The sequence below is a fragment of the Mesorhizobium argentiipisi (SeqCode) genome (genome assembly GCF_037179585.1).
GTDB lineage: Bacteria > Pseudomonadota > Alphaproteobacteria > Rhizobiales > Rhizobiaceae > Mesorhizobium > Mesorhizobium argentiipisi.
Genome location: NZ_JAPYKO010000002.1, coordinates 470,818 through 490,082 on the forward strand (window position 1 = coordinate 470,818; position 19,265 = coordinate 490,082).

At 63.8% G+C, this 19,265-nt stretch carries 19 protein-coding genes; 7 read left to right on the forward strand and 12 right to left on the reverse strand.

All coding sequences use genetic code 11. The annotated features are described in order from the left end of the window. The first annotated feature begins 179 nt into the window (after positions 1-179). Positions 180-1,487 (forward strand): GGDEF domain-containing protein, encoded by a 1,308-nt coding sequence (locus tag O7A05_RS05170; RefSeq protein ID WP_337091894.1) that lies wholly within the window; start codon positions 180-182, stop codon positions 1,485-1,487. A 28-nt stretch (positions 1,488-1,515) separates the two neighbouring features. On the opposite strand, the gene O7A05_RS05175 is transcribed toward O7A05_RS05170, so the two are convergent. After that, a complete protein-coding gene (locus O7A05_RS05175; protein ID WP_337091895.1) occupies positions 1,516-2,523 on the reverse strand; it encodes a ribonuclease T2 family protein in 1,008 nt (335 codons plus the stop codon). A gap of 194 nt (positions 2,524-2,717) precedes the next feature. Between O7A05_RS05175 and O7A05_RS05180 the strand changes: the two genes are divergently transcribed. The 3 genes from O7A05_RS05180 (at position 2,718) to O7A05_RS05190 (ending at position 6,554) form a co-directional block, all read left to right on the forward strand. Continuing rightward, positions 2,718-3,650, forward strand: coding sequence for an alpha/beta hydrolase (locus O7A05_RS05180; protein WP_337091896.1), 933 nt, complete (start codon positions 2,718-2,720; stop codon positions 3,648-3,650). A gap of 82 nt (positions 3,651-3,732) precedes the next feature. After that, positions 3,733-4,908 (forward strand): CaiB/BaiF CoA transferase family protein, encoded by a 1,176-nt coding sequence (locus O7A05_RS05185; RefSeq protein ID WP_337091897.1) that lies wholly within the window; start codon positions 3,733-3,735, stop codon positions 4,906-4,908. After that, complete coding sequence (locus O7A05_RS05190; protein WP_337091898.1) at positions 4,905-6,554, forward strand: thiamine pyrophosphate-binding protein; 1,650 nt, start codon at positions 4,905-4,907, stop codon at positions 6,552-6,554. Before O7A05_RS05185 ends, O7A05_RS05190 begins: the two co-directional genes overlap by 4 nt. Positions 6,555-6,622: 68 nt before the next feature. Here the strand turns inward: O7A05_RS05190 and O7A05_RS05195 are convergent, their stop codons facing one another. The 6 genes from O7A05_RS05195 to O7A05_RS05220 form a co-directional block, all read right to left on the reverse strand. After that, complete coding sequence (locus O7A05_RS05195) at positions 6,623-7,060, reverse strand: CHRD domain-containing protein (protein WP_224516404.1); 438 nt, start codon at positions 7,058-7,060, stop codon at positions 6,623-6,625. A 168-nt stretch (positions 7,061-7,228) separates the two neighbouring features. Beyond that, positions 7,229-8,200, reverse strand: a complete 972-nt coding sequence (locus tag O7A05_RS05200; RefSeq protein ID WP_095768959.1) for an ABC transporter substrate-binding protein — start codon at positions 8,198-8,200, stop codon at positions 7,229-7,231. A 39-nt stretch (positions 8,201-8,239) separates the two neighbouring features. Then, positions 8,240-9,394, reverse strand: coding sequence for an ABC transporter permease (locus O7A05_RS05205; protein ID WP_337091899.1), 1,155 nt, complete (start codon positions 9,392-9,394; stop codon positions 8,240-8,242). Continuing rightward, positions 9,391-10,269 (reverse strand): ABC transporter permease, encoded by an 879-nt coding sequence (locus O7A05_RS05210; RefSeq protein ID WP_337091900.1) that lies wholly within the window; start codon positions 10,267-10,269, stop codon positions 9,391-9,393. Before O7A05_RS05210 ends, O7A05_RS05205 begins: the two co-directional genes overlap by 4 nt. Then, the gene (locus tag O7A05_RS05215) at positions 10,262-10,786 is read right to left on the reverse strand and encodes an endonuclease domain-containing protein (protein ID WP_415926954.1); all 525 of its coding nucleotides are present in this window, start codon (positions 10,784-10,786) and stop codon (positions 10,262-10,264) included. The genes O7A05_RS05210 and O7A05_RS05215 overlap by 8 nt, the downstream gene beginning before the upstream one ends. Beyond that, positions 10,776-11,567: an ABC transporter ATP-binding protein gene (locus O7A05_RS05220; protein ID WP_337091901.1), complete on the reverse strand. Its 792-nt coding sequence runs from the start codon at positions 11,565-11,567 to the stop codon at positions 10,776-10,778. The genes O7A05_RS05215 and O7A05_RS05220 overlap by 11 nt, the downstream gene beginning before the upstream one ends. A gap of 119 nt (positions 11,568-11,686) precedes the next feature. On the opposite strand from O7A05_RS05220, the gene O7A05_RS05225 reads away from it, so the two are divergent. Beyond that, on the forward strand, positions 11,687-12,091 hold the full coding sequence (locus tag O7A05_RS05225) for a cupin domain-containing protein (protein WP_415926955.1): 405 nt from the start codon (positions 11,687-11,689) through the stop codon (positions 12,089-12,091). A 17-nt stretch (positions 12,092-12,108) separates the two neighbouring features. On the opposite strand, the gene O7A05_RS05230 is transcribed toward O7A05_RS05225, so the two are convergent. The 3 genes from O7A05_RS05230 to O7A05_RS05240 all read right to left on the reverse strand — a co-directional run bounded on the left by O7A05_RS05230 (position 12,109) and on the right by O7A05_RS05240 (position 15,256). After that, positions 12,109-12,486 (reverse strand): hypothetical protein, encoded by a 378-nt coding sequence (locus O7A05_RS05230; protein WP_337091903.1) that lies wholly within the window; start codon positions 12,484-12,486, stop codon positions 12,109-12,111. A 2-nt stretch (positions 12,487-12,488) separates the two neighbouring features. Beyond that, on the reverse strand, positions 12,489-13,940 hold the full coding sequence (gene hydA, locus O7A05_RS05235; RefSeq protein ID WP_337091904.1) for a dihydropyrimidinase: 1,452 nt from the start codon (positions 13,938-13,940) through the stop codon (positions 12,489-12,491). A 65-nt stretch (positions 13,941-14,005) separates the two neighbouring features. Further along, positions 14,006-15,256 carry a Zn-dependent hydrolase gene (locus tag O7A05_RS05240; protein ID WP_224544860.1) on the reverse strand — a complete coding sequence of 417 codons (1,251 nt, stop codon included), beginning with the start codon at positions 15,254-15,256 and terminating at the stop codon, positions 14,006-14,008. Between the two features lie 121 nt (positions 15,257-15,377). On the opposite strand from O7A05_RS05240, the gene O7A05_RS05245 reads away from it, so the two are divergent. Continuing rightward, positions 15,378-16,016, forward strand: coding sequence for a TetR/AcrR family transcriptional regulator (locus O7A05_RS05245; RefSeq protein WP_040995887.1), 639 nt, complete (start codon positions 15,378-15,380; stop codon positions 16,014-16,016). Between the two features lie 89 nt (positions 16,017-16,105). Here O7A05_RS05245 and aptA read toward each other — a convergent pair whose 3' ends face one another. Further along, entirely contained in the window at positions 16,106-17,434 is a 1,329-nt protein-coding gene (aptA, locus tag O7A05_RS05250; protein WP_337091906.1) for an omega-aminotransferase AptA, read from the reverse strand. 239 nt (positions 17,435-17,673) lie between these two features. Here aptA and O7A05_RS05255 point away from each other — a divergent pair, with 239 nt between their 5' ends. Then, positions 17,674-18,303 carry a TetR family transcriptional regulator C-terminal domain-containing protein gene (locus O7A05_RS05255; protein WP_337091907.1) on the forward strand — a complete coding sequence of 210 codons (630 nt, stop codon included), beginning with the start codon at positions 17,674-17,676 and terminating at the stop codon, positions 18,301-18,303. A 15-nt stretch (positions 18,304-18,318) separates the two neighbouring features. Here the strand turns inward: O7A05_RS05255 and O7A05_RS05260 are convergent, their stop codons facing one another. After that, positions 18,319-19,191: a helix-turn-helix transcriptional regulator gene (locus O7A05_RS05260; RefSeq protein ID WP_337091908.1), complete on the reverse strand. Its 873-nt coding sequence runs from the start codon at positions 19,189-19,191 to the stop codon at positions 18,319-18,321. Positions 19,192-19,265: the final 74 nt, after the last annotated feature.

Here is a 19,265-nt window from a genome sequence, read left to right on the forward strand (position 1 = left end):
TGTAGGCGATGAAGCGCCGAACGGCAATCGCTTTCGGCGCAAACCAGCCAATCCGCGCGGATTTCGCCGGTTTGCGGCACCCAAATTCGGTCCGGGCTTTTTCGCCGCTCTCGCGATCGTGCGAAATCGGGGGTTAACCATTTGCCTTCAAAACGATGCTAGGTTGGGAAATCGCGGCCATGCCGCGATCTCAGGGGAAGGATCGGATCAACGACGTGCTGAACGGTGCCCTGCTCCTTGCCGAAGCGGTTCTCTATTTCGGCGCCATGGTCACGCTTTTCCGCTTCCGGCGCCGTATCGGGCTTGGCGTGTTCGTCTGCGCGCTCGGCGTCATGCATTTCCTCGAAACCTACCTTGCCAGTGTCTTCTATGTCGCGCTGCCGTTCGGGCTGGTGTCGCCGGGGTCCGCCGTGCTCTTCTCCGGCAAGCTCGTCATGCTGCTGCTGCTCTACATGAAGGAGGATGCGGCGACCGTTCGCCAGCCGATCTATGGCTTGCTGCTTGGCAACGCCGTGATGATCGGGCTGGTGCTGGTCTTGCGCCTGCACGCGATCGCTCCACTTCCAAGCGGCAAGGTTCCCGATATCGCCTTCATCGACGAGATGGGCTGGCTGATGGTCTGGGGCACCACGCTACTCTTCATGGACGCAATCCTGATCATCCTGCTTTACGAGAAGCTCGGCGCCTATCTGCGCGCAAGGCCGTTCCTACGCATCCTCATATCGGTCGCCTGCGTGCTCACCTTCGACCAGGCTGGCTTCTTCACCGCGCTGCATTTCGTTGCCGGCGCGCCGATCGAGGTCTTCTTCGGCGGCTGGTTCGCCAAGATGGGCGCCGCACTTGCCTATAGCGGGATGCTCGTCGCCTATCTGAAATGGGTCGAAGACCACGATGTCGCCGTGCCGCGCGGCCTCTCCGACATCTTCGATACCCTCACCTATCGCGAGCGCTACGAAGCCCTGATCAAATATGTGGGCCGCGACGGCCTCACCGGCCTGCTGCATCGCGGCAGTTTCGATGCCGACGGCGAGTCCGCAGTCTCGACCGCCATCAGGATCGGCAAGCCGCTCAGCCTGCTCGTCGTCGACGTCGACCACTTCAAGTCGATCAACGACCGCTTCGGCCATGCCGAGGGCGACAAGGTGCTGAAATCGATAGCTGCCCTGCTGGCCGAGACGGTCGGCAGCAATGATCAGGTGTTCCGCATCGGCGGCGAGGAATTCGCCGTGCTGACGCAGCAGCCGCACGGGCCCGCAAGGCTGCTCGGCGAGACTATCAGGAACGCCGCCAAGACCTCGGCGCATACCGGCCGTTTCAACATCACGGTGAGCGCCGGCGTCTCCACCGTCAGCGAGACGACGCGCTGCCTCGGCGATATTTTCGCGCTGGCCGATCAGCGCCTCTACAAGGCCAAGTTGAGCGGCCGCGACCGCGTGGTCGGCGAACCCGGCAGTGAGGCGCTGCAGGCGGCCCCCAGATCAGCCTGACAAAGAACGGGCTGACCAAAATTCTCGCCTACTGGAAACCGATCGCGTCGACCGTGCCCTTCGGGCAACCGGCCTTTGCTGTCGGCGCCGAGGCCATCAGGAGATCGGCGAGCTTGCTGTCCGGGCCGATTGGACCGGACAGGCCGAGCGTGATCTCGCCTATCATACGCCTACCGCTCGACGGGTCGACCAGACAGGACACGCGCACCCGGTCGCCTGCGCCGGTGCCGAAGGCCTCGTTGAAGGCGCCGCGGATCTGGTCCGAGGTCAATTGCTTGCCGATGTTCTTGTTGAAAAGATCGCGCACCGCCGAGCCGTTCACCGCCCGCATCAGGTTCAGCGCGTCGGAGAAATACTCCTGCTGGTTCTTGCCGTAGCAGGTGCCGTGCTTGATCCATTCGTGGCGCTCCAGTTTGGAGGCGGTGCCTGGCATCACCTGGTCGAGCTCGGCGCGCGTATTGGCATCGAGATCGACCGGCGGCAGATCTCCCCAATGCGCCGGATTGTCATTGGCCTTGTCGCTTGCCGACACCTGACAATAGAAATTGCCGTTCGGCTGCGGCCACAGCCCATGCAGCGTAAAATGCGAGGCGTCGAACTCGCTGGGGCTCTGCGCCTTGCATTCGGGCTTGCTTGCCTTGGTCTCGCAGAAAGCCGGCTGCCAGCTCAGCGCAAAGACATACTCGGGTTTTCCAGAGGTTGACAACGGCTTGGTCTGACCGGAAGGCGCCGGAGCAGGAGCGGCGCTGCCGCCGCTGACATGGCCGCAGCTGATCTTCACCCAGCGCCGCTCGGGATCGGCGCCCGGCACTTGGATAAGGTAGTGGGTGGGCTCTTCCTTGTTGCCGGCAAGGAGCTCGTAGCTCTGCCCGGCCTGCGTCGAGATATTGCCGGGGTTCTTGCCGCTCTTGATGGCCTGCGTCGCCGGACAGGCACTGTCGGCGACGAAAGTGCCGCTCATCTTCACGTCGGCATGCGCCGCGCCGGCCCCGGCCACAGCCAGCACCATCGAACCCCACAATGCCCAAACCCGCATCCCGCTCTCCCGGCGATCATTGAACCGTATTGGATTCGTCACACTAGAACAGCCGACGTGTCAGAATTGCGATCTTTTTCGCCGCTCGAAAAAACAATCCCCAGGTGAGCACTCCCTATAGGCGGATTCGCAAGCGCGCTCCTCCACTTGACGCCGGCAGAACCCTCGCCCCACAGTCGCCGAGGGAGCGAAACATGCCATTCGACAGAAAGACCAGCCTGGCCTCACCGAGCGGGGCCGAGCTCAACCTCTATGTAAAACACGCGGAGACGAAGCCACGCGCCGTGGTCCAGATCAACCACGGCCTGGCCGAGCATGCCGCGCGCTACGCCCGCTTTGCCGATTTCCTGAGCGGGCGCGGTTTCCACGTCTACGCACACGACCATCGCGGTCATGGCGCGACAAAGGCGGCCGACGCGCCGCCCGGCAAGTTCGCGGACAGCGACGGCATCGCTAAGGTCATCGCCGACGTCGACGCCGTTCACGACTTGATTGCGGCCGAGCATCCGGGCTTGCCAGTCATCATCTTCGGACATTCGCTGGGCGCCTCGGTCGCCCTGAACTTTGTCTTGCGCCGCTCCCAGCGCATCCATGCCGCCGCGATCTGGAACGGCAATTTCTCGCAAGGCCTGCTCGGCGAGTTGGCGCTGCTCATCCTCGGCTGGGAGCGGATGCGGCTCGGCTCCGACGTGCCGTCGCGCCTTCTGCCCAAGCTCACTTTCCAGGCCTGGGGCAAGGCGGTGCCCGGCCACCGGACCTTATTCGACTGGCTGTCGCGCGACTCTGCCGAGGTCGACAAATACATCGCCGATCCGCTCTGCGGCTGGGACGCGTCCATCTCGATGTGGCGCGACGTGGTCAACATGGCGCAGCACGCCGGCAAGGATTCGAACTTCACCGGCGTCCGCCGCGACCTTCCTTTCAATCTCATCGGCGGCGAGAGGGACCCCGCATCGGATTACGGCAAGGCGGTCAACCACCTCGCCAGACGGATGCAGGCAATGGGCTTTTCGAATCTTGTTTCAAAGGTTTACCCGCAAACCCGCCATGAAAGCCTGAACGAGATCAACCGCGACGCCGTCATGAACGATTTTGCCGCCTGGGCCGACAGTGTGCTCAAATCCTGACCTCGCGTGGCCCACTGCAGGGGCCGTGACAGGGGCGGCCGCTGTTGATAGAGGCTGCGCTTTCGACCCATTACGGTGATCCATGGCCGAACCTCCGCTGAAAGGCATCCGCGTTATCGAACTCGCCCGCATCCTGGCCGGTCCCTGGGCCGGGCAGTTGCTCGCCGATCTCGGCGCCGATGTCATCAAGGTCGAGAGCCCCGATGGCGGCGACGACACCCGCAAATGGGGTCCGCCCTTCGTCATGAGCCATGACGGCGAGAACCTCTCGGCCGCCTATTACCATTCCTGCAACCGCGGCAAGCGTTCCATCGCCGTCGATTTCTCCAAGCCCGAGGGCGCCGAGACGCTGCGCAGGCTGGTCGCCACCGCCGACGTGCTGATCGAGAACTTCAAGCTTGGCGGCCTGAAAAAATACGGCCTCGACTATGACAGCCTGAAGGCGGTCAACCCGCGCCTCGTCTATTGCTCGATCACCGGCTTCGGCCAGGACGGCCCCTATGCGCCGCGCGCGGGCTATGATTTCATCATCCAGGCCATGGCCGGCATGATGTCGATCACCGGCGAGCCGGGCCGCGAGCCGCAGAAGGCCGGCGTCGCCATCTCGGATCTCTTCACCGGCCTCTATTCGGTGATCGCTATCCAGGCGGCACTGCGCCATGCCGAAAAGACCGGCGAGGGCCAGCATATCGACATGGCGCTCTACGACAGCCAGATCTCGGCGCTCGGCAACCAGAACCTCAACTATCTTGTCTCCGGCAAGTCGCCGGTACAGATGGGAAACGCGCATATGAACATCGCCCCTTACGAGGTGCTGCCTGTCAGGGACGGCCACATCATCCTGGCGGTCGGCAATGACGGCCAGTTCGGCAAGTTCTGCGCCGTAGTCGGCCTGGCCGATCTGCCCGCCAATCCCGACTTTGCCACCAATCCCGCCCGTGTCGCCAATCGCGCCAAGCTCCGCGAACTGATTATCGCGACGCTGAGCACCTGGGATCGCGATCCGCTGCTGGCGAAACTCGAGGCGGCCGGCGTGCCGGCAAGCCCGATCAACACGATCGGCCAGATGTTCGACGATCCGCAGACCATCGCGCGCGGCATGCGGCTCGACCTCGACGACGGCCACGGCAATCGTCTGCCTTCGGTGCGCGCACCGATGGTGATGTCGGGCACGCCGCTCGTCTATGAGCGCCCCTCGCCGCGCCTTGGTGAGCACACACAAGAAATCCTTGCCGAACTGGAGAGAGCAGCAAAATGAAAACCGGCGGACAACTGATCGTCGAGGCGCTGGAAGCGAACGGCACTGACCGCATCTTCTGCGTTCCGGGCGAATCCTATCTCGCAGTGCTCGACGCGCTGCACGACTCTTCGATCCGCACCATCGTCTGCCGCCAGGAAGGCGGTGCTGCGATGATGGCCGACTGCCAGGGAAGGCTGACCGGCAAGTCCGGCATCTGCTTCGTCACTCGCGGCCCCGGCGCCACCAACGCTTCGGCCGGCGTCCATATCGCCATGCAGGATTCGGTGCCGATGATCCTGTTCATCGGCCAGGTCGCCAGCCACGCCAAGGAGCGAGAGGCCTTCCAGGAGGTCGACTACAAGCGCTTCTTCGGCGACATCGCCAAATGGGTGGTCGAGATCGACGATGCCGCGCGCATCCCGGAATTCGTCACGCGCGCTTTCGCGGTCGCGACTTCCGGCCGTCCCGGCCCGGTGGTCATCTCGCTGCCGGAAGACATGCTGACCAGCGAGGTCGAGGCTCCGGAAGCGCTGCCGCACACGCCGGTCGAGACGCGTCCCGGTGAAGCCGAGCTCGACGCACTGGAGATGTTGCTGAGCGACGCCAAGCGGCCGTTCGTCATCCTCGGCGGCACACGCTGGAACGAGGAAGCGGTGGCGCATATGCGCCAGATTGCCGAGACCTGGTCACTGCCGGTCGGCTGCTCTTTCCGCCGCCAGATGCTGTTCGACCATTTGCATCCGAATTATGCCGGCGATGTCGGCATCGGCATCAATCCTAAGCTGGCGGAGCGGATCAAGCAGGCCGACGTGGTGCTTTTGGTCGGCGGCCGCCTGGGCGAGATGCCGTCTTCCGACTACACGCTGCTGAAGAGCCCCTATCCCGACCAGGCGCTGGCGCATGTCCATGCCGATGCCGGCGAGCTCGGCCGCGTCTATCGGCCGACGCTAGCCATCAATGCTTCGCCCGCCGCCTTCGTCGAGGCTTTCGCCAGGCGCAGGCCAACGGCCAAGCACGCCTGGGCGGGCGAGGCGGAAAAGGCGCATGCCGCCTATCTGGAATGGTCGACGCCGCCGCAGACCGGCCCCGGCGCCGTCCAGATGGGCCCGATCATGGACTATCTCGGAAAGGTTCTGCCCGAGGATGCCATCCTCACCAATGGCGCCGGCAACTACGCCACCTGGGTGCATCGCTTCTACCGCAACCGCCGCTTCGGCACGCAGGCGGCCCCGACTTCCGGATCGATGGGCTACGGCACGCCCGCCGCGGTCGCCGCCAAGTCACTGTTCCCGGATCGCACGGTCGTCGCCTTTGCCGGCGACGGCTGCTTCCTGATGAATGGCCAGGAGTTCGCAACGGCTGTCCAGTATGACCTGGCGATCGTCGTGATCGTCGTCAACAACGGCATTTACGGCACGATCCGCATGCATCAGGAGCGGGAATATCCGAGCCGCGTGGTCGCCACCGACCTTAAAAACCCGGATTTCGCGGCGCTTGCCCGCGCCTATGGCGGGCATGGCGAGACGGTGGAAAAAACCGCCGACTTCGCGCCGGCCTTCGAACGCGCGCGCGCCAGCGGCAAGCCGGCGATCGTCGAGATCAAGCTCGATCCCGAAGCGATCACGCCGACCCGCACGCTGACGCAGATCCGCGACAAGGCCTGAGCGCCTACAAAGGCGTAGGCAAAGTTCCTTCGCGCCGACGTCCGAATTGATCGCGATCCTATCGGGCGCTACATCGCCTTCTCGATCTGGCCGCGGATCTCGCCGTCCTTGTTCTTGGCTGTGTGGACGTTGACGTAATATTTGCCGGCCTCCAGATCGGCTGCCTGCGCGTCCGTCAACGTCGCCGATCCCTTGATCGGGCTCTTCAGCTTCTTGAACGGGATGACCGGGTCCGCGTTTGCGCCCCTGTCCGCCGGCCCGTGTATGTGGGCGGCCACGGCTGGCCCGCTGAGGCCGGAATATTTGACGTTCCAGCTGAGCTTCTTGCTTGTGGTGTCGAAGGTGAGTGTGGCGGTTCCCTTGCCCTTGGTGGTGACGGGCGGGCTCTGCTGGCTGCCGTCGAGCGTCGCCTTGTACTTCACCATCTCGGCCATGGCCGGCGATGCGAGAAGGAACGCGGTCGAAACGGCCAAGGCCGAAAGCATCGGCACGGATAGGATGCGCATGAAGAACCTCCGTTGATTGCAGCATCCTCCGCGGCTCCCCGGCGCGCGGATGCGCCAATTAACGACCGAGCGGCTGAATGTATCCCGGCACACAGCTATTTTTTTACCGCAAGCAACGAAAAAGGGGCGGTCGCCCGCCCCTTCTATCTTCCGCGCTAAGAGCGGAGCTTACTTGATCGCCTTGTCGGTAATCGCAGTCGTATAGGCGCCGCTCGCCTCCTTGCTGATGATCTTCTGGTCGAGCAGCGCCTTGGCGGTGCGCTCGTAAGCGGCCGGGATCAGCTTGCCGTCGGCATTGTCGACCAGCTTGGCCACTTCCTTCATCATGAACTTCTGGTGGTTCTCGTCCTGGCCGCCGGCGTCGACGACGATCTCGGCCGCCTCGTCGGTGTTCTCGGTGGCGTATTTCCAACCCTTCATCGAGGCGCGCACGAAGCGCACCATCTTGTCCTCGAAGGCCGGATCCTTGAGTTTATCCTCAAGCGTGTAGAGCCCGTCCTCCAGAAGGTCGTTGCCCATGGCCGAGTAGTTGAACACGACCAAATCTTCCGGCTTGTAGCCGGCGTCCAGCACCTGACCGTATTCGTTATAGGTCATCACCGAGATGCAGTCGGCCTGCTTCTGGATCAGCGGCTGCACGTCAAAGCTCTGCTTGAGCACGGTGACGCCGTCCGGGCCGCCATCGGTCTTGAGGCCGATCTTGTTCATCCAGGCGTAGAACGGATATTCGTTGCCGAAGAACCAGACGCCGAGCGTGTGGCCCTTGAAGTCGGCTTCCGTCTTGATCGGTCCATTCTTGGGGCAGACCAGTTCCATGCCGGCCTTCTTGAACGGCTGGGCAATGTTGACCAGCATCACGCCCTTGTCGCGGGCCGCGAGCGCGCCGCCCATCCAGTCGACGATGACGTCGGCGCCGCCGCCGGCGATCACCTGCTCGGGCGCGATGTCCGGGCCGCCCGGTTTGATGTCGACGTCGAGGCCTTCGGCGTCATAGAAACCCTTGGCCTTGGCGACATAATAGCCGGCGAACTGGGCCTGCGTGACCCATTTCAGTTGCAGTGTCACCTTGTCGGCGGCCATCGCCTGGAAGGCGGCCAGCGACATGGCGCCGGCCAGAGCAGAAATCAGCAGTCTTTTCATTTTATTACCCTCTGAAGTTAGCACCCAAACCCACCGCCCCTATCCACCACGGACAGAGGGATGCCAAAATGTGACGGCTCTCTCGACGAGAGCGACCACGCCATAAAAGACCGAACCCGCAAGTGCTGCAACTGCGATTTCGGCCCACACCATGTCGATGTTCATCCGCCCGACTTCCGTCGAGATGCGGAATCCCATGCCGACCACGGGCGTACCGAAGAACTCCGCGACGATGGCGCCGATCAGCGCCAGCGTCGAGTTGATCTTCAGCGCGTTGAAGATGAAGGGCATTGCCGCCGGCAGCCTGAGCTTGAGCAGCGTCGGCCAATAGCCCGATGCATAAGTGCGCATCAGGTCGCGCTCCATATGCCCGGATGCGGCAAGCCCCGCCACCGTGTTCACCAGCATCGGGAAGAAGGTCATGATGATGACCACCGCGGCCTTGGACGGCCAGTCGAAGCCGAACCACATGACCATGATCGGCGCGACACCAATAATCGGCAGCGCCGAAACCATATTGCCGATCGGCAGCAGCCCGCGCCGCAGGAACGGCACGCGGTCGGCGAGGATGGCGACGGTGAAGCCGGCGAGATTGCCGACGACGTAGCCGATCAGCACCGCCTTGAAGATCGTCTGCCGCACATCCGACCCCAGGATCGGCAGCGAGTTGGCGATGCGCGCGCCGATGGCGCTCGGCGGCGGCAAAAGAATGAAGGGGATGCCGGCGCCGCGCGTCACCGCCTCCCAGATGATCAGGATCCAGGCGCCGAAGATCGCCGGGATGATCAGGCGCAGCGCGTTCCTTGCGACGCTCTCGCTCGGACGCAACCAGGAGAGCAAGGCAACGCAGCGCCAGGCAAGCAGCCAGGCAGCGGCAAGCAGCAGGAAATATGGCGCCAGCGCCGTGCCCTCGAAACCGGCTATGCCTTTGACCAAGAGCCAGGCTGCGGCATGGGCACCGACGAAGAGCACGATGGCCTCAACGACCTGCGTCAGCCTCAAGATCGAGACCAGCGCCGCAATGAGCAACAGCCCGATGATCAGCGCCTTCGCGCCCATATAGGGATAGGCCAGCGTTGCGGCCGGATCCGCCAGCGCGGCTGCCTCCGGCTTCGTCATTGCGCCAAGCGCAAAGGCGATGAGACAAAGCAGGATTGCCAGCACTGCTTGCCATGAGGGCTTCAGCCAATTCATGCCGGCCTCCCCCCCATGGCGCGATCGACCAGGCGTCCGGCGATGCCCACGACCATCACCAGCAGCGCCGCGACGACGGACCCCGCGACCAGCGCCGACCAGATATCGATGGTCTGGCTGTAATAGGCGCCAGCAAGCAGCTTCGCGCCGATGCCGGCGACCGCACCCGTCGGCAATTCGCCGACGATGGCGCCGACGAGGCTTGCCGCCACCGCCACCTTCATCGAGGTGAACAGGAACGGCACCGAGGCCGGCACCCTCAGTTTCCAGAAGGTCTGCGAGGCGCTGGCATTGTAGGTGTGCATGAGATCGAGATGCATGAGCTCGGGCGAGCGCAGGCCTTTCACCATACCGACGGCGACCGGGAAGAACGACAGATAGGTCGAGATCAGCGCCTTGGGGATCAGGCCGGTGATGCCGATCGCCGCCAGCACCACGATGATCATCGGCGCCACCGCCAGGATCGGAATGGTCTGCGAGGCGATGATCCACGGCATCAGGCTGCGGTCGAGCGTCGCCACATGCACGATGCCCACCGCAATGACGATGCCGAGCGCCGTGCCGAAGGCGAAGCCGAGCAGCGTCGAGGACAGTGTCACCCAGGCGTTGTAGACGAGGCTGCGGTTCGACGTGACGGACCGCAGAAAGGTGTTTTGGAAGAAATTCACCGCCACCTGATGCGGCGCCGGTAGCGTCGGCTTCGGCTGCGACAGCGTTTTGCCGATGAACTCGACCGCGCCGGGCGTTTCGTTGGCCCTGGCGTCGAGATCGCGCTGGAACGGCGCGTTGAGGATGACGGCGAAGACGTACCAGAGCACCACCACGCCGGCGAGGATGGTGGTGACGGGGAAGATCTTGGAGCGGAAGCTATCCATGGGCCCCCCTTCCTCTCCCCACCGGGGAGAGGGTGGCCGGAGCGAAGCGAAGGCCGGGTGAGGGTGAGTGTATCCGCCCTTCAAGCACGGCCAGGATCGTATCCAGCACCGCCCTCCGTTCGGCCAAGACCTCTTGGTTCCAGAACCGAAGAACAGAGTAGCCCTGGCGATTCAGCCAAGCGGTCCTGGCTGCGTCCGTTGGAGAATCTGCATGCTGGCTACCGTCTATTTCGACAATCAACGCTTTCTCGCGACAGACAAAGTCTGCGAAGAAAGGACCAAGCGGCACTTGCCTCACGAACTTGTAGCCGTTGAGGTGGCGCCCCCGTAACTCGCCCCAAAGCCTGTATTCGGCTTCGGTCTCATCAGTCCGGAGTTCCCGGGCTCGGGTCGTTGCCCCAACCTTTCTTTTGGTCGGGTCCGTAGACGTCCCCTCACCCGACCTCCGCTTCGCTCCGGCCACCCTCTCCCCGGTGGGGAGAGGAGAGAGCTCATCCTCCCGCCCCTCAATCATCATAGCTGTGCCCAGCCCTCAGCCCATCCCTCACGCGCGCGGCGATCGCCAAAAACTCCGGCGTCTCGCGGATGTCGAGCGGCCGCTCCCTCGGCAGCGTCGATTCGATGATGTCGGTGACGCGGCCGGGCCGCGGCGACATCACCACGATGCGCGTCGACAGATAGACCGCTTCGGGGATCGAATGGGTGACGAAGCAGATCGTCTTGTTGGTGCGCGCCCAGAGGTCGAGAAGCTGCTCGTTCAGATGGTCGCGCACGATCTCGTCCAGCGCGCCGAACGGTTCGTCCATCAAGAGCAGGTCCGCATCGAAGGCGAGAGCACGCGCGATCGAGGCGCGCTGCTGCATGCCGCCGGAAAGCTGCCAGGGATATTTCTTCTCGAAGCCCGAGAGGTTGACGAGTTCCAGCGTGCGCTTGATGCGCTCCGCCTGCTCGGCCTGGCTGAGCCCCATGACCTCCAGCGGCAACGCCACATTGCGCTCGATCGTGCGCCACGGAAACAAGGCGGCAGCCTGGAAGACGTAGCCATAGGCGCGTTTTTCGCGCGCCTGCTCCGGCGTCATCCCATTGACGGAGATCGTCCCGGAGGTCGCCTTCTCCAGATCGGCGATGACGCGCAGCAAGGTCGTCTTGCCGCAGCCGGACGGGCCGATGAAGGAGACGAATTCGCCCTTGCCGATGGTCAGATCGACATTGGACAGCGCCTGCACCGGACCGTCATTGGTCTGGAAGGTGAGGCCGAGCTTGCTTGCCGAAACGACGGCTGGCTGCTGTTCGGTCATTGGCTGCAGCCTGCCTTTCGCAGCCGCTGCCGCGCTGTCCGCAATCCGGTTGATTTTATGATAGCGTTGCTTTCCACTCGTCCTGTCCCACCCGATCGACGCCGCCCGGAGCCTTGCCGATGTCGCCTAAACCCACCTGTCGTCTCGTTCGCCCCGAAAGCACCTATCAGGGCAAGCAGGGGCTGAGCTATTTCGCCGGTATCGCCGCCGAAACCGTCGGCTCCTCCGGCATCTGCATGCATCCTCTCACCATGCCGCCCGGCGCGCGCGCCAAGGCGCATATGCATGAAAGCCACGAGACGGCGATCTACGTGCTCTCCGGCGAAGTCCACACCTGGTACGGCGACCGGCTCGAGCACCACATCGTCGTCAAGGCCGGCGATCTCTTCTACATTCCGGCGGGCGTGCCGCATCTGCCCGCCAATCTGAGCGACGCCCCCTCTTCGGCGGTGATCGCCCGCACCGATCCCAACGAGCAGGAAAGCGTCGTCCTGCTGCCGGAGCTGGATGGCCTCGTCGCTTGACCCTGACGGGATCGCCGTCATTTGCATCGCGCGACTTCGCCCATCACATTGCCGTCCTCGTCGGCCACCACCAGCTTCTTCGCATTCTTCGCGCTGCGCTTGATGGTGAACTTGGCCGGCGCCTGCCCCTCTTCGCCCTCCGCCTCGCACTTTGCCGTCACCACCAGCGATCCGTCGGCCTGCGCTTGGCGGTCGCTGAAAGTGCAGGCGCTGGCCGCCGTGATCAGTTCCTTGTCGGTCAGAAGCAGCATCTTGTCGGCGGCCACTTGCTGGCCATTCCTGTTGATGCAGCCATATTTGTCGCCATAAGGCTTGCTGAGGTCGATGCCGGCGGCAAGAACCTGACCGGCGGCAAGCATCGCGGCCGCCGCAATCGCAAGATGAAGAGCCCGCATGGTCAGACCCCGGTGGCAGGAATGCCGGTACGCTCCACCTTGCGCGGCGCGGAAATCTCCTTCCAGGTCGACAGCGCCCGGTTGACCGCGGCGTTCGGCTCGCGGGCGACGAACTCGCCATGGCCGGCCTTGGCCTTCACGTCCGCCTCCTCGATCGAGAGTTCGCCGCGCGAGAACACGAAGCGCGGCAGGCCGGTCACCTCAAACCCTTCGAAGACATTGTAGTCGATCACCGACTGCTGGTTTTTGGCCGAGATCGTCTTCTTGCGCTTCGGATCCCAGACGACGATGTCGGCGTCAGCGCCTTCGACGATCGCGCCCTTCTTCGGGTACATGTTGAGGATCTTGGCGATGTTGGTCGAGGTCACCGCGACGAACTCGTTCATCGTCAGCCGTCCGGTGTTGACGCCTCTCGTCCACAGAACCGGCAGGCGATCCTCGAGGCCGCCCGTGCCGTTCGGGATCTTGGTGAAGTCGCCGATGCCGTTGCGCTTTTGGCTTGTCGTGAAGGAGCAATGGTCGGTCGCCACCACCTGCAGCGAGCCGGCCTGCAGGCCTGCCCACAGCGAATCCTGGTGCCACTTGCTGCGGAAGGGCGGGCTCATCACGCGGCGCGCCGCATGGTCCCAGTCCTTGTTGAAATATTCGCTCTCGTCGAGCGTCAGATGCTGGATCAGCGGCTCGCCGTAGACGCGCATGCCCTTCTGGCGGGCGCGGCGGATTGCTTCATGGCTCTGTTCGCAGGAGACATGCACGACATAGAGCGGCACGCCGGCCATGTCGGCGATCATGATGGCGCGGTTTGTCGCCTCGCCCTCCACTTCCGGCGGCCGCGAATAGGCATGGCCTTCCGGGCCGTTGTTGCCGGCGGCTAAAAGCTTTTGCGACAGTGCCGCGACCACGTCGCCATTCTCGGCATGGACCAGCGGCAGCGCGCCGAGATCGGCGCAACGCTGGAACGACGAGTACATCTCGTCGTCGTCGACCATCAGCGCGCCCTTATAGGCCATGAAGTGCTTGAACGAGGTGATGCCCCGGTCGACGACTTGAGCCATCTCGTCGAACACCTGCTTGCCCCACCAGGTAATCGCCATGTGGAAGGAATAGTCGCAGGAGGTTTTCGAGGTCTTGTTGTCCCACATCTGCAGGGCTTCCAGCAGCGACTGCTGCGGCGCCGGCAGGCAGAAATCGACCACCATGGTCGTGCCGCCGGAGAGCGCCGCGCGCGTGCCGGATTCGAAATCGTCGGCCGAATAAGTGCCCATGAAGGGCATTTCGAGATGGGTGTGCGGATCGATGCCGCCCGGCATGACATAGCACCCCGTGGCGTCGAACTCATGGTCGCCGTGCAGGTTCGAGCCGATGGCGACGATCTTGCCGTGCTGCATCAGCACGTCCGCCTTCCACGTGCGGTCGGCGGTCACGACGGTGCCGTTCCGGATGACTTTGGTCATTCTCTGTTCCCCTGTTCTTTCGCGCTTCTTTACGAGCGGCGTTGCGAGGCAATTGGTCTAGTCGGTCATTCCACTATCCCCGCCGTCTCGACCACCGCGTGGAACAGCACGTCGGCGCCTGCCGCCGCCCATTCCTTGGAGATCTCCTCGGCCTCGTTGTGGCTGAGGCCGCCGACGCAGGGGCACATGACCATGGTCGCCGGTGCCACCTTGGCCGCCCAGCAGGCGTCGTGGCCGGCGCCGGAGATGATATTCATATGGCTGTAACCGAGCTTTTCGGCGGCTGTGCGCACGCGGCCGACCAGCGTCGGATCGAAGGTCACCGGATCAAAATGGCCGACCGCCTCGACCGAGCATTTCACGCCGAGCGCCTCGCAGATCTTCGGTGCTTCCTTTTCGATGCGGGCGCGCATGCCGTCGAGCTTGGCCTGGTCCGGCGAGCGGATGTCGACGGTGAAGACCACCGTACCCGGCAGCACGTTGCGGGAATTGGGCGAGAACTTCACCTGGCCCACCCCGCCGACGGCGCCGGGCTGGTTCTCCATGGCGACCGTCTGCACCATCTCCAGGATGCGCGCCATGGCAAGGCCCGCATTGACGCGCATGTTCATCGGCGTCGAGCCGGTATGCGCTTCCCTGCCGGTCAGCGTGAACTCCAGCCACCACAGGCCCTGGCAGTGGGTCACCACACCGATCTGCTTGTTCTCGGCTTCGAGGATCGGGCCCTGCTCGATATGGTATTCGAAATAGGCGTGCATCTTGCGCGCCCCGACCGTCTCGTCGCCCACCCAGCCGATCCGCTTCAGTTCGTCGCCGAAGGTCAGGCCGTCGAGATCCTTGCGGGCATAGGCGTATTCCTGGGTGTGCACGCCGGCGAACACGCCCGAGGCGAGCATCGCCGGCGCGAAACGAGCGCCCTCTTCGTTCGTCCAGTTGGTGACGACGATCGGATGCCTGGTCTTGATGCCGAGATCGTTGAGCGAGCGCACCACCTCCAGGCCGGAAAGTACGCCGAGCACGCCGTCATATTTGCCGCCGGTCGGCTGGGTGTCGAGATGGGAGCCGACATAGACCGGCAGCGCGTCCGGATCGGTGCCGGCCCGCGTCATGAACATGGTGCCCATCTGGTCCACGCCCATGGTGAGCCCGGCCTCATCGCACCAGGACTTGAACAGCTCGCGGCCTTGCTTGTCGGAATCGGTCAGTGTCTGGCGATTGTTGCCGCCGGCAATGCCGGGGCCGATCTTCGCCATCTCCATGATGGAATCCCACAAGCGGTCTGAATTCACGCGCAGATTTTCGCCGGGTGCGGCCATTTGCGGTTCCCATTTTCACCAGGGGTCTTGTCGCCCCTTGAGTGGTTTGCATCCTGACCGTATGGTCAGCTTTCAGACTACACAAGCTGACCAAGCGGTCAACGAGAATCTTGGGGGAGACATGACCGAACCCACCCGTCCCATGCGACGCCAGGATATAAGGCGGGAGAATGAAAAAGCCATCCTGCTCGCCGCCGAAAAGGTGTTTGCGGAAGCCGGGTTCGGCGGCGCCACGATGCAGCTGATCGCCGATCTGGCGGGGCTGCCGAAGGCAAATCTCCACTATTATTTCGCCACCAAGGAAGAGCTCTACCGATCCGTCGTCCAGAACATTTTCGAGATCTGGCTGCAGGCCGCCAATTGCTTCGACGCGGCGCGCGGCCCAGTTGACGGCATCAGCGCCTATATCGACGCCAAAATGGAAATATCGCGTCGCCACCCCGACGGCTCGAAGGTCTGGGCCTCGGAAGTCATGCACGGCGCGCCCGTGCTTCAGGACTATATGGAATCGACGCTGCGCGAATGGACCGACGGTCGCGTCGAGATCATCAGGCGTTGGATCGAGGAGGGCAAGATGGACCCGGTCGACCCGCGTCATCTCCTCTACATGCTCTGGGCCACGACCCAGCATTACGCCGATTTCGGCCACCAGATCGAGACGCTGAACGGCGGCAAGTCGCTCTCCGACCGGCAATGGCGGGAAGCCAAGGAAAACATCAAGCGGGTGATCCTGACGGGCATCGGCGCGCAGCCCGCCTGAATCTCACCGAGGTCGGCGCTGCGGCGTCGACCTCAGCCAGCGGCTTCGCGGACAACCTCCCTCCACGGCAGGGTCTCCGCGTCGGCTTGTCAGTCGATCGACCTCAGCACGTCCCTGACATGGTCGATCAGTTCGTTGATCTGGCCCTTGGTGATGATCAGCGGCGGCGACAGCGCGATGATGTCGCCTGTGGTGCGTATAAGCGCGCCGCGTTCGAACGCCTTCACGAAGGCCGAGAAGGCCCGCTTGGTCGGGCTGCCGGCGATCGGCGCCAGCTCGATCGCGCCGATCAGGCCGATGTTGCGGATGTCGATGACATGCGGCTCGCCCTTCAGTGAATGCAGCGCGTCTTCCCAGTAGGGCGCCAGCTCCTCGCCGCGGGTCAGCAGGCCCTCTTCCTTGTAGGTGTCCAGCGTGCCGAGCGCCGCGGCGCAGGCGATCGGGTTGCCCGAATAGGTGTAGCCGTGGAAGAACTCGATCATGTGCTCCGGGCCGGTCATGAAGTCGTCGTGGATCTCTTTCCTGACGAACACCGCGCCCATCGGGATGACGCCGTTGGAGACGCCCTTGGCGGTGGTCATGATGTCCGGCGTGACGCCGAAATAGTCAGCCGCGAACGGCGCGCCGAGGCGGCCGAAGCCGGTGATCACTTCATCGAAGATCAACAATATGCCGTGCTTCGTGCAGATTTCCCGAAGTTTCTGCAGATAGCCCTTCGGCGGCAGGATGACGCCGGTGGAACCGGCGACCGGCTCGACGATGACCGCAGCGATGGTCGAAGCATCATGCAGCGCGATGAGCCGCTCGAGATCGTTCGCCAGCTCCGCGCCATGTTCCGGAACGCCCTTCGAGAAGGCGTTCTTCTCCGGCAGATGCGTATGCGGCAGATGGTCGACGCCGCCGAGCAGCGTGCCGAACATCTTGCGGTTGGAGACGATGCCGCCGACCGAGATGCCGCCGAAATTCACGCCGTGATAGCCGCGTTCGCGGCCGATCAGGCGGGTGCGCGAGCCCTCGCCGCGAACGCGGTGATAGGCGATCGCCATCTTCAGCGCGGTCTCCACCGATTCCGATCCGGAGTTGGTGAAGAAGACATGGTCCATGCCCTTGGGCGCGATATCGACCAGCCGGTTCGCCAGCTCGAACACGATCGGATGGCCCATCTGGAAAGCCGGCGCGTAGTCGAGCTCGGCAGCCTGGTTCTGGATCGCCTCGGTGATCTTCGGCCGGCAGTGGCCGGCGTTCACGCACCACAGGCCCGCGGTGCCGTCCAGCACCTTGCGGCCGTCGCTGGTGGTGTAGTGCATGTCCTTGGCGGACACGAACATGCGCGGCGCCTGCTTGAACTGCCGGTTTGCCGTGAACGGCATCCAGAATGCGCTGAGATCGTTCGGCGTGACTTTCAGCCGGTTGGACATGACCAGGACTTCCCCTTGTAAGCGTGTTTCGGTGCGGCCAATGCTTGGTCATTGCTGCGTTTTCGTGCTACGCAAATTTTTGACCGGTTGGACAAACGTTAGCACCGCCTGTCGGCGGTCAGGGGATTACTAGCGGAAATGCGGCATAAAAAGCGCGCTCCAGAGCCCAAGGAAAAACTGGTCCAGACAATTGGTCCAGAGAGCCGGCGCGAAGACGGCCGGCCAGGATGACGGCGGCGATGGAAGGCTCCGCTCCCCGCCGCACCCGCATCCAGCAGGAAAAGCGCGAGCTGATCCTGGAAGCCGCGCTCGAAGTCTTCTCCGCCAACGGGTTTCGCGGCTCGACCATCGACCAGATCGCCGAAGCCGCCGGCATGTCGAAGCCCAACCTTCTCTATTACTTCCGCCGCAAGGAAGACATTCACGAGACGTTGATGCAGCGCCTGCTCGACACCTGGCTGGCGCCGCTGCGCGAGCTGGACGACACCGGCGATCCGCTGACGGAGCTCAGAAGCTACATCCGCAGGAAGCTGGAGATGGCGCGTGATTTCCCGCGCGAAAGCCGGCTGTTCGCTAATGAGATCCTGCAGGGCGCGCCGCGCATCAAGCCGATGCTGGAGGGCGAGCTGAAGACGCTGGTCGACGAGAAGGCCGCCGTCATCAAGGGCTGGATGCGCGCCGGCAAGATCGCCCGCACCGATCCCTGGCACCTGATCTTCTCGATATGGGCGACGACGCAGCATTATGCCGATTTCGACGTTCAGGTCCGCGCCGTGCTCGGCGCCGACCGCGGCGGCGACGGCCGCTTCGAGGACGCAGCAAGGTTCCTGGAGCAGCTGTTTCTCGATGGGCTGAAGCCGAAGGGCTGACGCAGCCGCGCTCGCTCACGCCCTGCGCCGCTCGGTCGGAAGCCCTTCGAGCAGCTTCTTGAGCTTCACCACCGAGTTCTGCTCCGCCAACGGCGTGTAGACGATCAGCCGCATGTCCGAGCCGTCATCGATCGACAGGCTCATATGCTCGAACGTCATCGCGCCGGCGATCGGATGCCGCAGACGCTTCAGGCCGGAGAGCCGGTGCACCACATCGCGCTGCGGCCACCATTCGCGGAACTCGGGGCTTGAGCGCATCATCAACTCGATCAGCCGTTCGAAATCCGGATCGCCGGTGTATTTCGCGCTCTCGGCGCGGAAGGCTGCAAGGGTCGCGCGCGCCAGCTGTTCCCAATCCACCAGCAAATGCCGCCGGTGCGGATCGGTGAACACGCCATGGATGATGTTGCGGGTATCGCCCTCCAGCAGGCCGTAATCACCGAAGATGGCGACGGCCGCGTCATTCCATGCCAGCACGTCCCAGCGCGGGCCGACGACATAGGCGGGCTGCAGGACCAGGCTCTGCAGCATGTGCAGCAACGGCCCCTCGACCTTGCCCTGCACGATGCGGCGCCGCTCCGGCTGCTGGCGGCCAGCGAGCGTGAACAGATGCCGCTGCTCGGCAGCGTCGAGCCGCAGCGCCTGGCAGAGCGCCGACAGCACCTCGATCGAAGGCCGCACGTCCCTGCCCTGCTCCAGCCAGGTGTACCAGGTCGTGCCGACGCCGGCGATCATGGCCACTTCCTCACGCCTCAGTCCGGGCGTGCGCCGCCGCGCGCCGCAGGCGATGCCGGCGGTATCAGGCGAAAGCCTCTCGCGACGGGAACGCAGGAAGGCGCCGAGTTCGCGCCGGCGATGATCTTCGGGAGAATGGGCGATGGCATCCATGCGCCTACTATAGCAGTACCGATACCAGGATAAAGTTTGAACTGTTTGAGATAGGCGCCGTGTCCCATCTTTCC

Bases quoted from the DNA above. Each gene is read 5' to 3' on its own strand.
- O7A05_RS05170 (WP_337091894.1), top strand. From the start codon at position 180: ATGCCGCGATCTCAGGGGAAGGATCGGATCAACGACGTGCTGAACGGT.
- O7A05_RS05175 (WP_337091895.1), bottom strand. From the start codon at position 2,523: ATGCGGGTTTGGGCATTGTGGGGTTCGATGGTGCTGGCTGTGGCCGGG.
- O7A05_RS05180 (WP_337091896.1), top strand. From the start codon at position 2,718: ATGCCATTCGACAGAAAGACCAGCCTGGCCTCACCGAGCGGGGCCGAG.
- O7A05_RS05185 (WP_337091897.1), top strand. From the start codon at position 3,733: ATGGCCGAACCTCCGCTGAAAGGCATCCGCGTTATCGAACTCGCCCGC.
- O7A05_RS05190 (WP_337091898.1), top strand. From the start codon at position 4,905: ATGAAAACCGGCGGACAACTGATCGTCGAGGCGCTGGAAGCGAACGGC.
- O7A05_RS05195 (WP_224516404.1), bottom strand. From the start codon at position 7,060: ATGCGCATCCTATCCGTGCCGATGCTTTCGGCCTTGGCCGTTTCGACC.
- O7A05_RS05200 (WP_095768959.1), bottom strand. From the start codon at position 8,200: ATGAAAAGACTGCTGATTTCTGCTCTGGCCGGCGCCATGTCGCTGGCC.
- O7A05_RS05205 (WP_337091899.1), bottom strand. From the start codon at position 9,394: ATGAATTGGCTGAAGCCCTCATGGCAAGCAGTGCTGGCAATCCTGCTT.
- O7A05_RS05210 (WP_337091900.1), bottom strand. From the start codon at position 10,269: ATGGATAGCTTCCGCTCCAAGATCTTCCCCGTCACCACCATCCTCGCC.
- O7A05_RS05215 (WP_415926954.1), bottom strand. From the start codon at position 10,786: ATGATGATTGAGGGGCGGGAGGATGAGCTCTCTCCTCTCCCCACCGGG.
- O7A05_RS05220 (WP_337091901.1), bottom strand. From the start codon at position 11,567: ATGACCGAACAGCAGCCAGCCGTCGTTTCGGCAAGCAAGCTCGGCCTC.
- O7A05_RS05225 (WP_415926955.1), top strand. From the start codon at position 11,687: ATGTCGCCTAAACCCACCTGTCGTCTCGTTCGCCCCGAAAGCACCTAT.
- O7A05_RS05230 (WP_337091903.1), bottom strand. From the start codon at position 12,486: ATGCGGGCTCTTCATCTTGCGATTGCGGCGGCCGCGATGCTTGCCGCC.
- hydA (WP_337091904.1), bottom strand. From the start codon at position 13,940: ATGACCAAAGTCATCCGGAACGGCACCGTCGTGACCGCCGACCGCACG.
- O7A05_RS05240 (WP_224544860.1), bottom strand. From the start codon at position 15,256: ATGGCCGCACCCGGCGAAAATCTGCGCGTGAATTCAGACCGCTTGTGG.
- O7A05_RS05245 (WP_040995887.1), top strand. From the start codon at position 15,378: ATGACCGAACCCACCCGTCCCATGCGACGCCAGGATATAAGGCGGGAG.
- aptA (WP_337091906.1), bottom strand. From the start codon at position 17,434: ATGTCCAACCGGCTGAAAGTCACGCCGAACGATCTCAGCGCATTCTGG.
- O7A05_RS05255 (WP_337091907.1), top strand. From the start codon at position 17,674: ATGGAAGGCTCCGCTCCCCGCCGCACCCGCATCCAGCAGGAAAAGCGC.
- O7A05_RS05260 (WP_337091908.1), bottom strand. From the start codon at position 19,191: ATGGATGCCATCGCCCATTCTCCCGAAGATCATCGCCGGCGCGAACTC.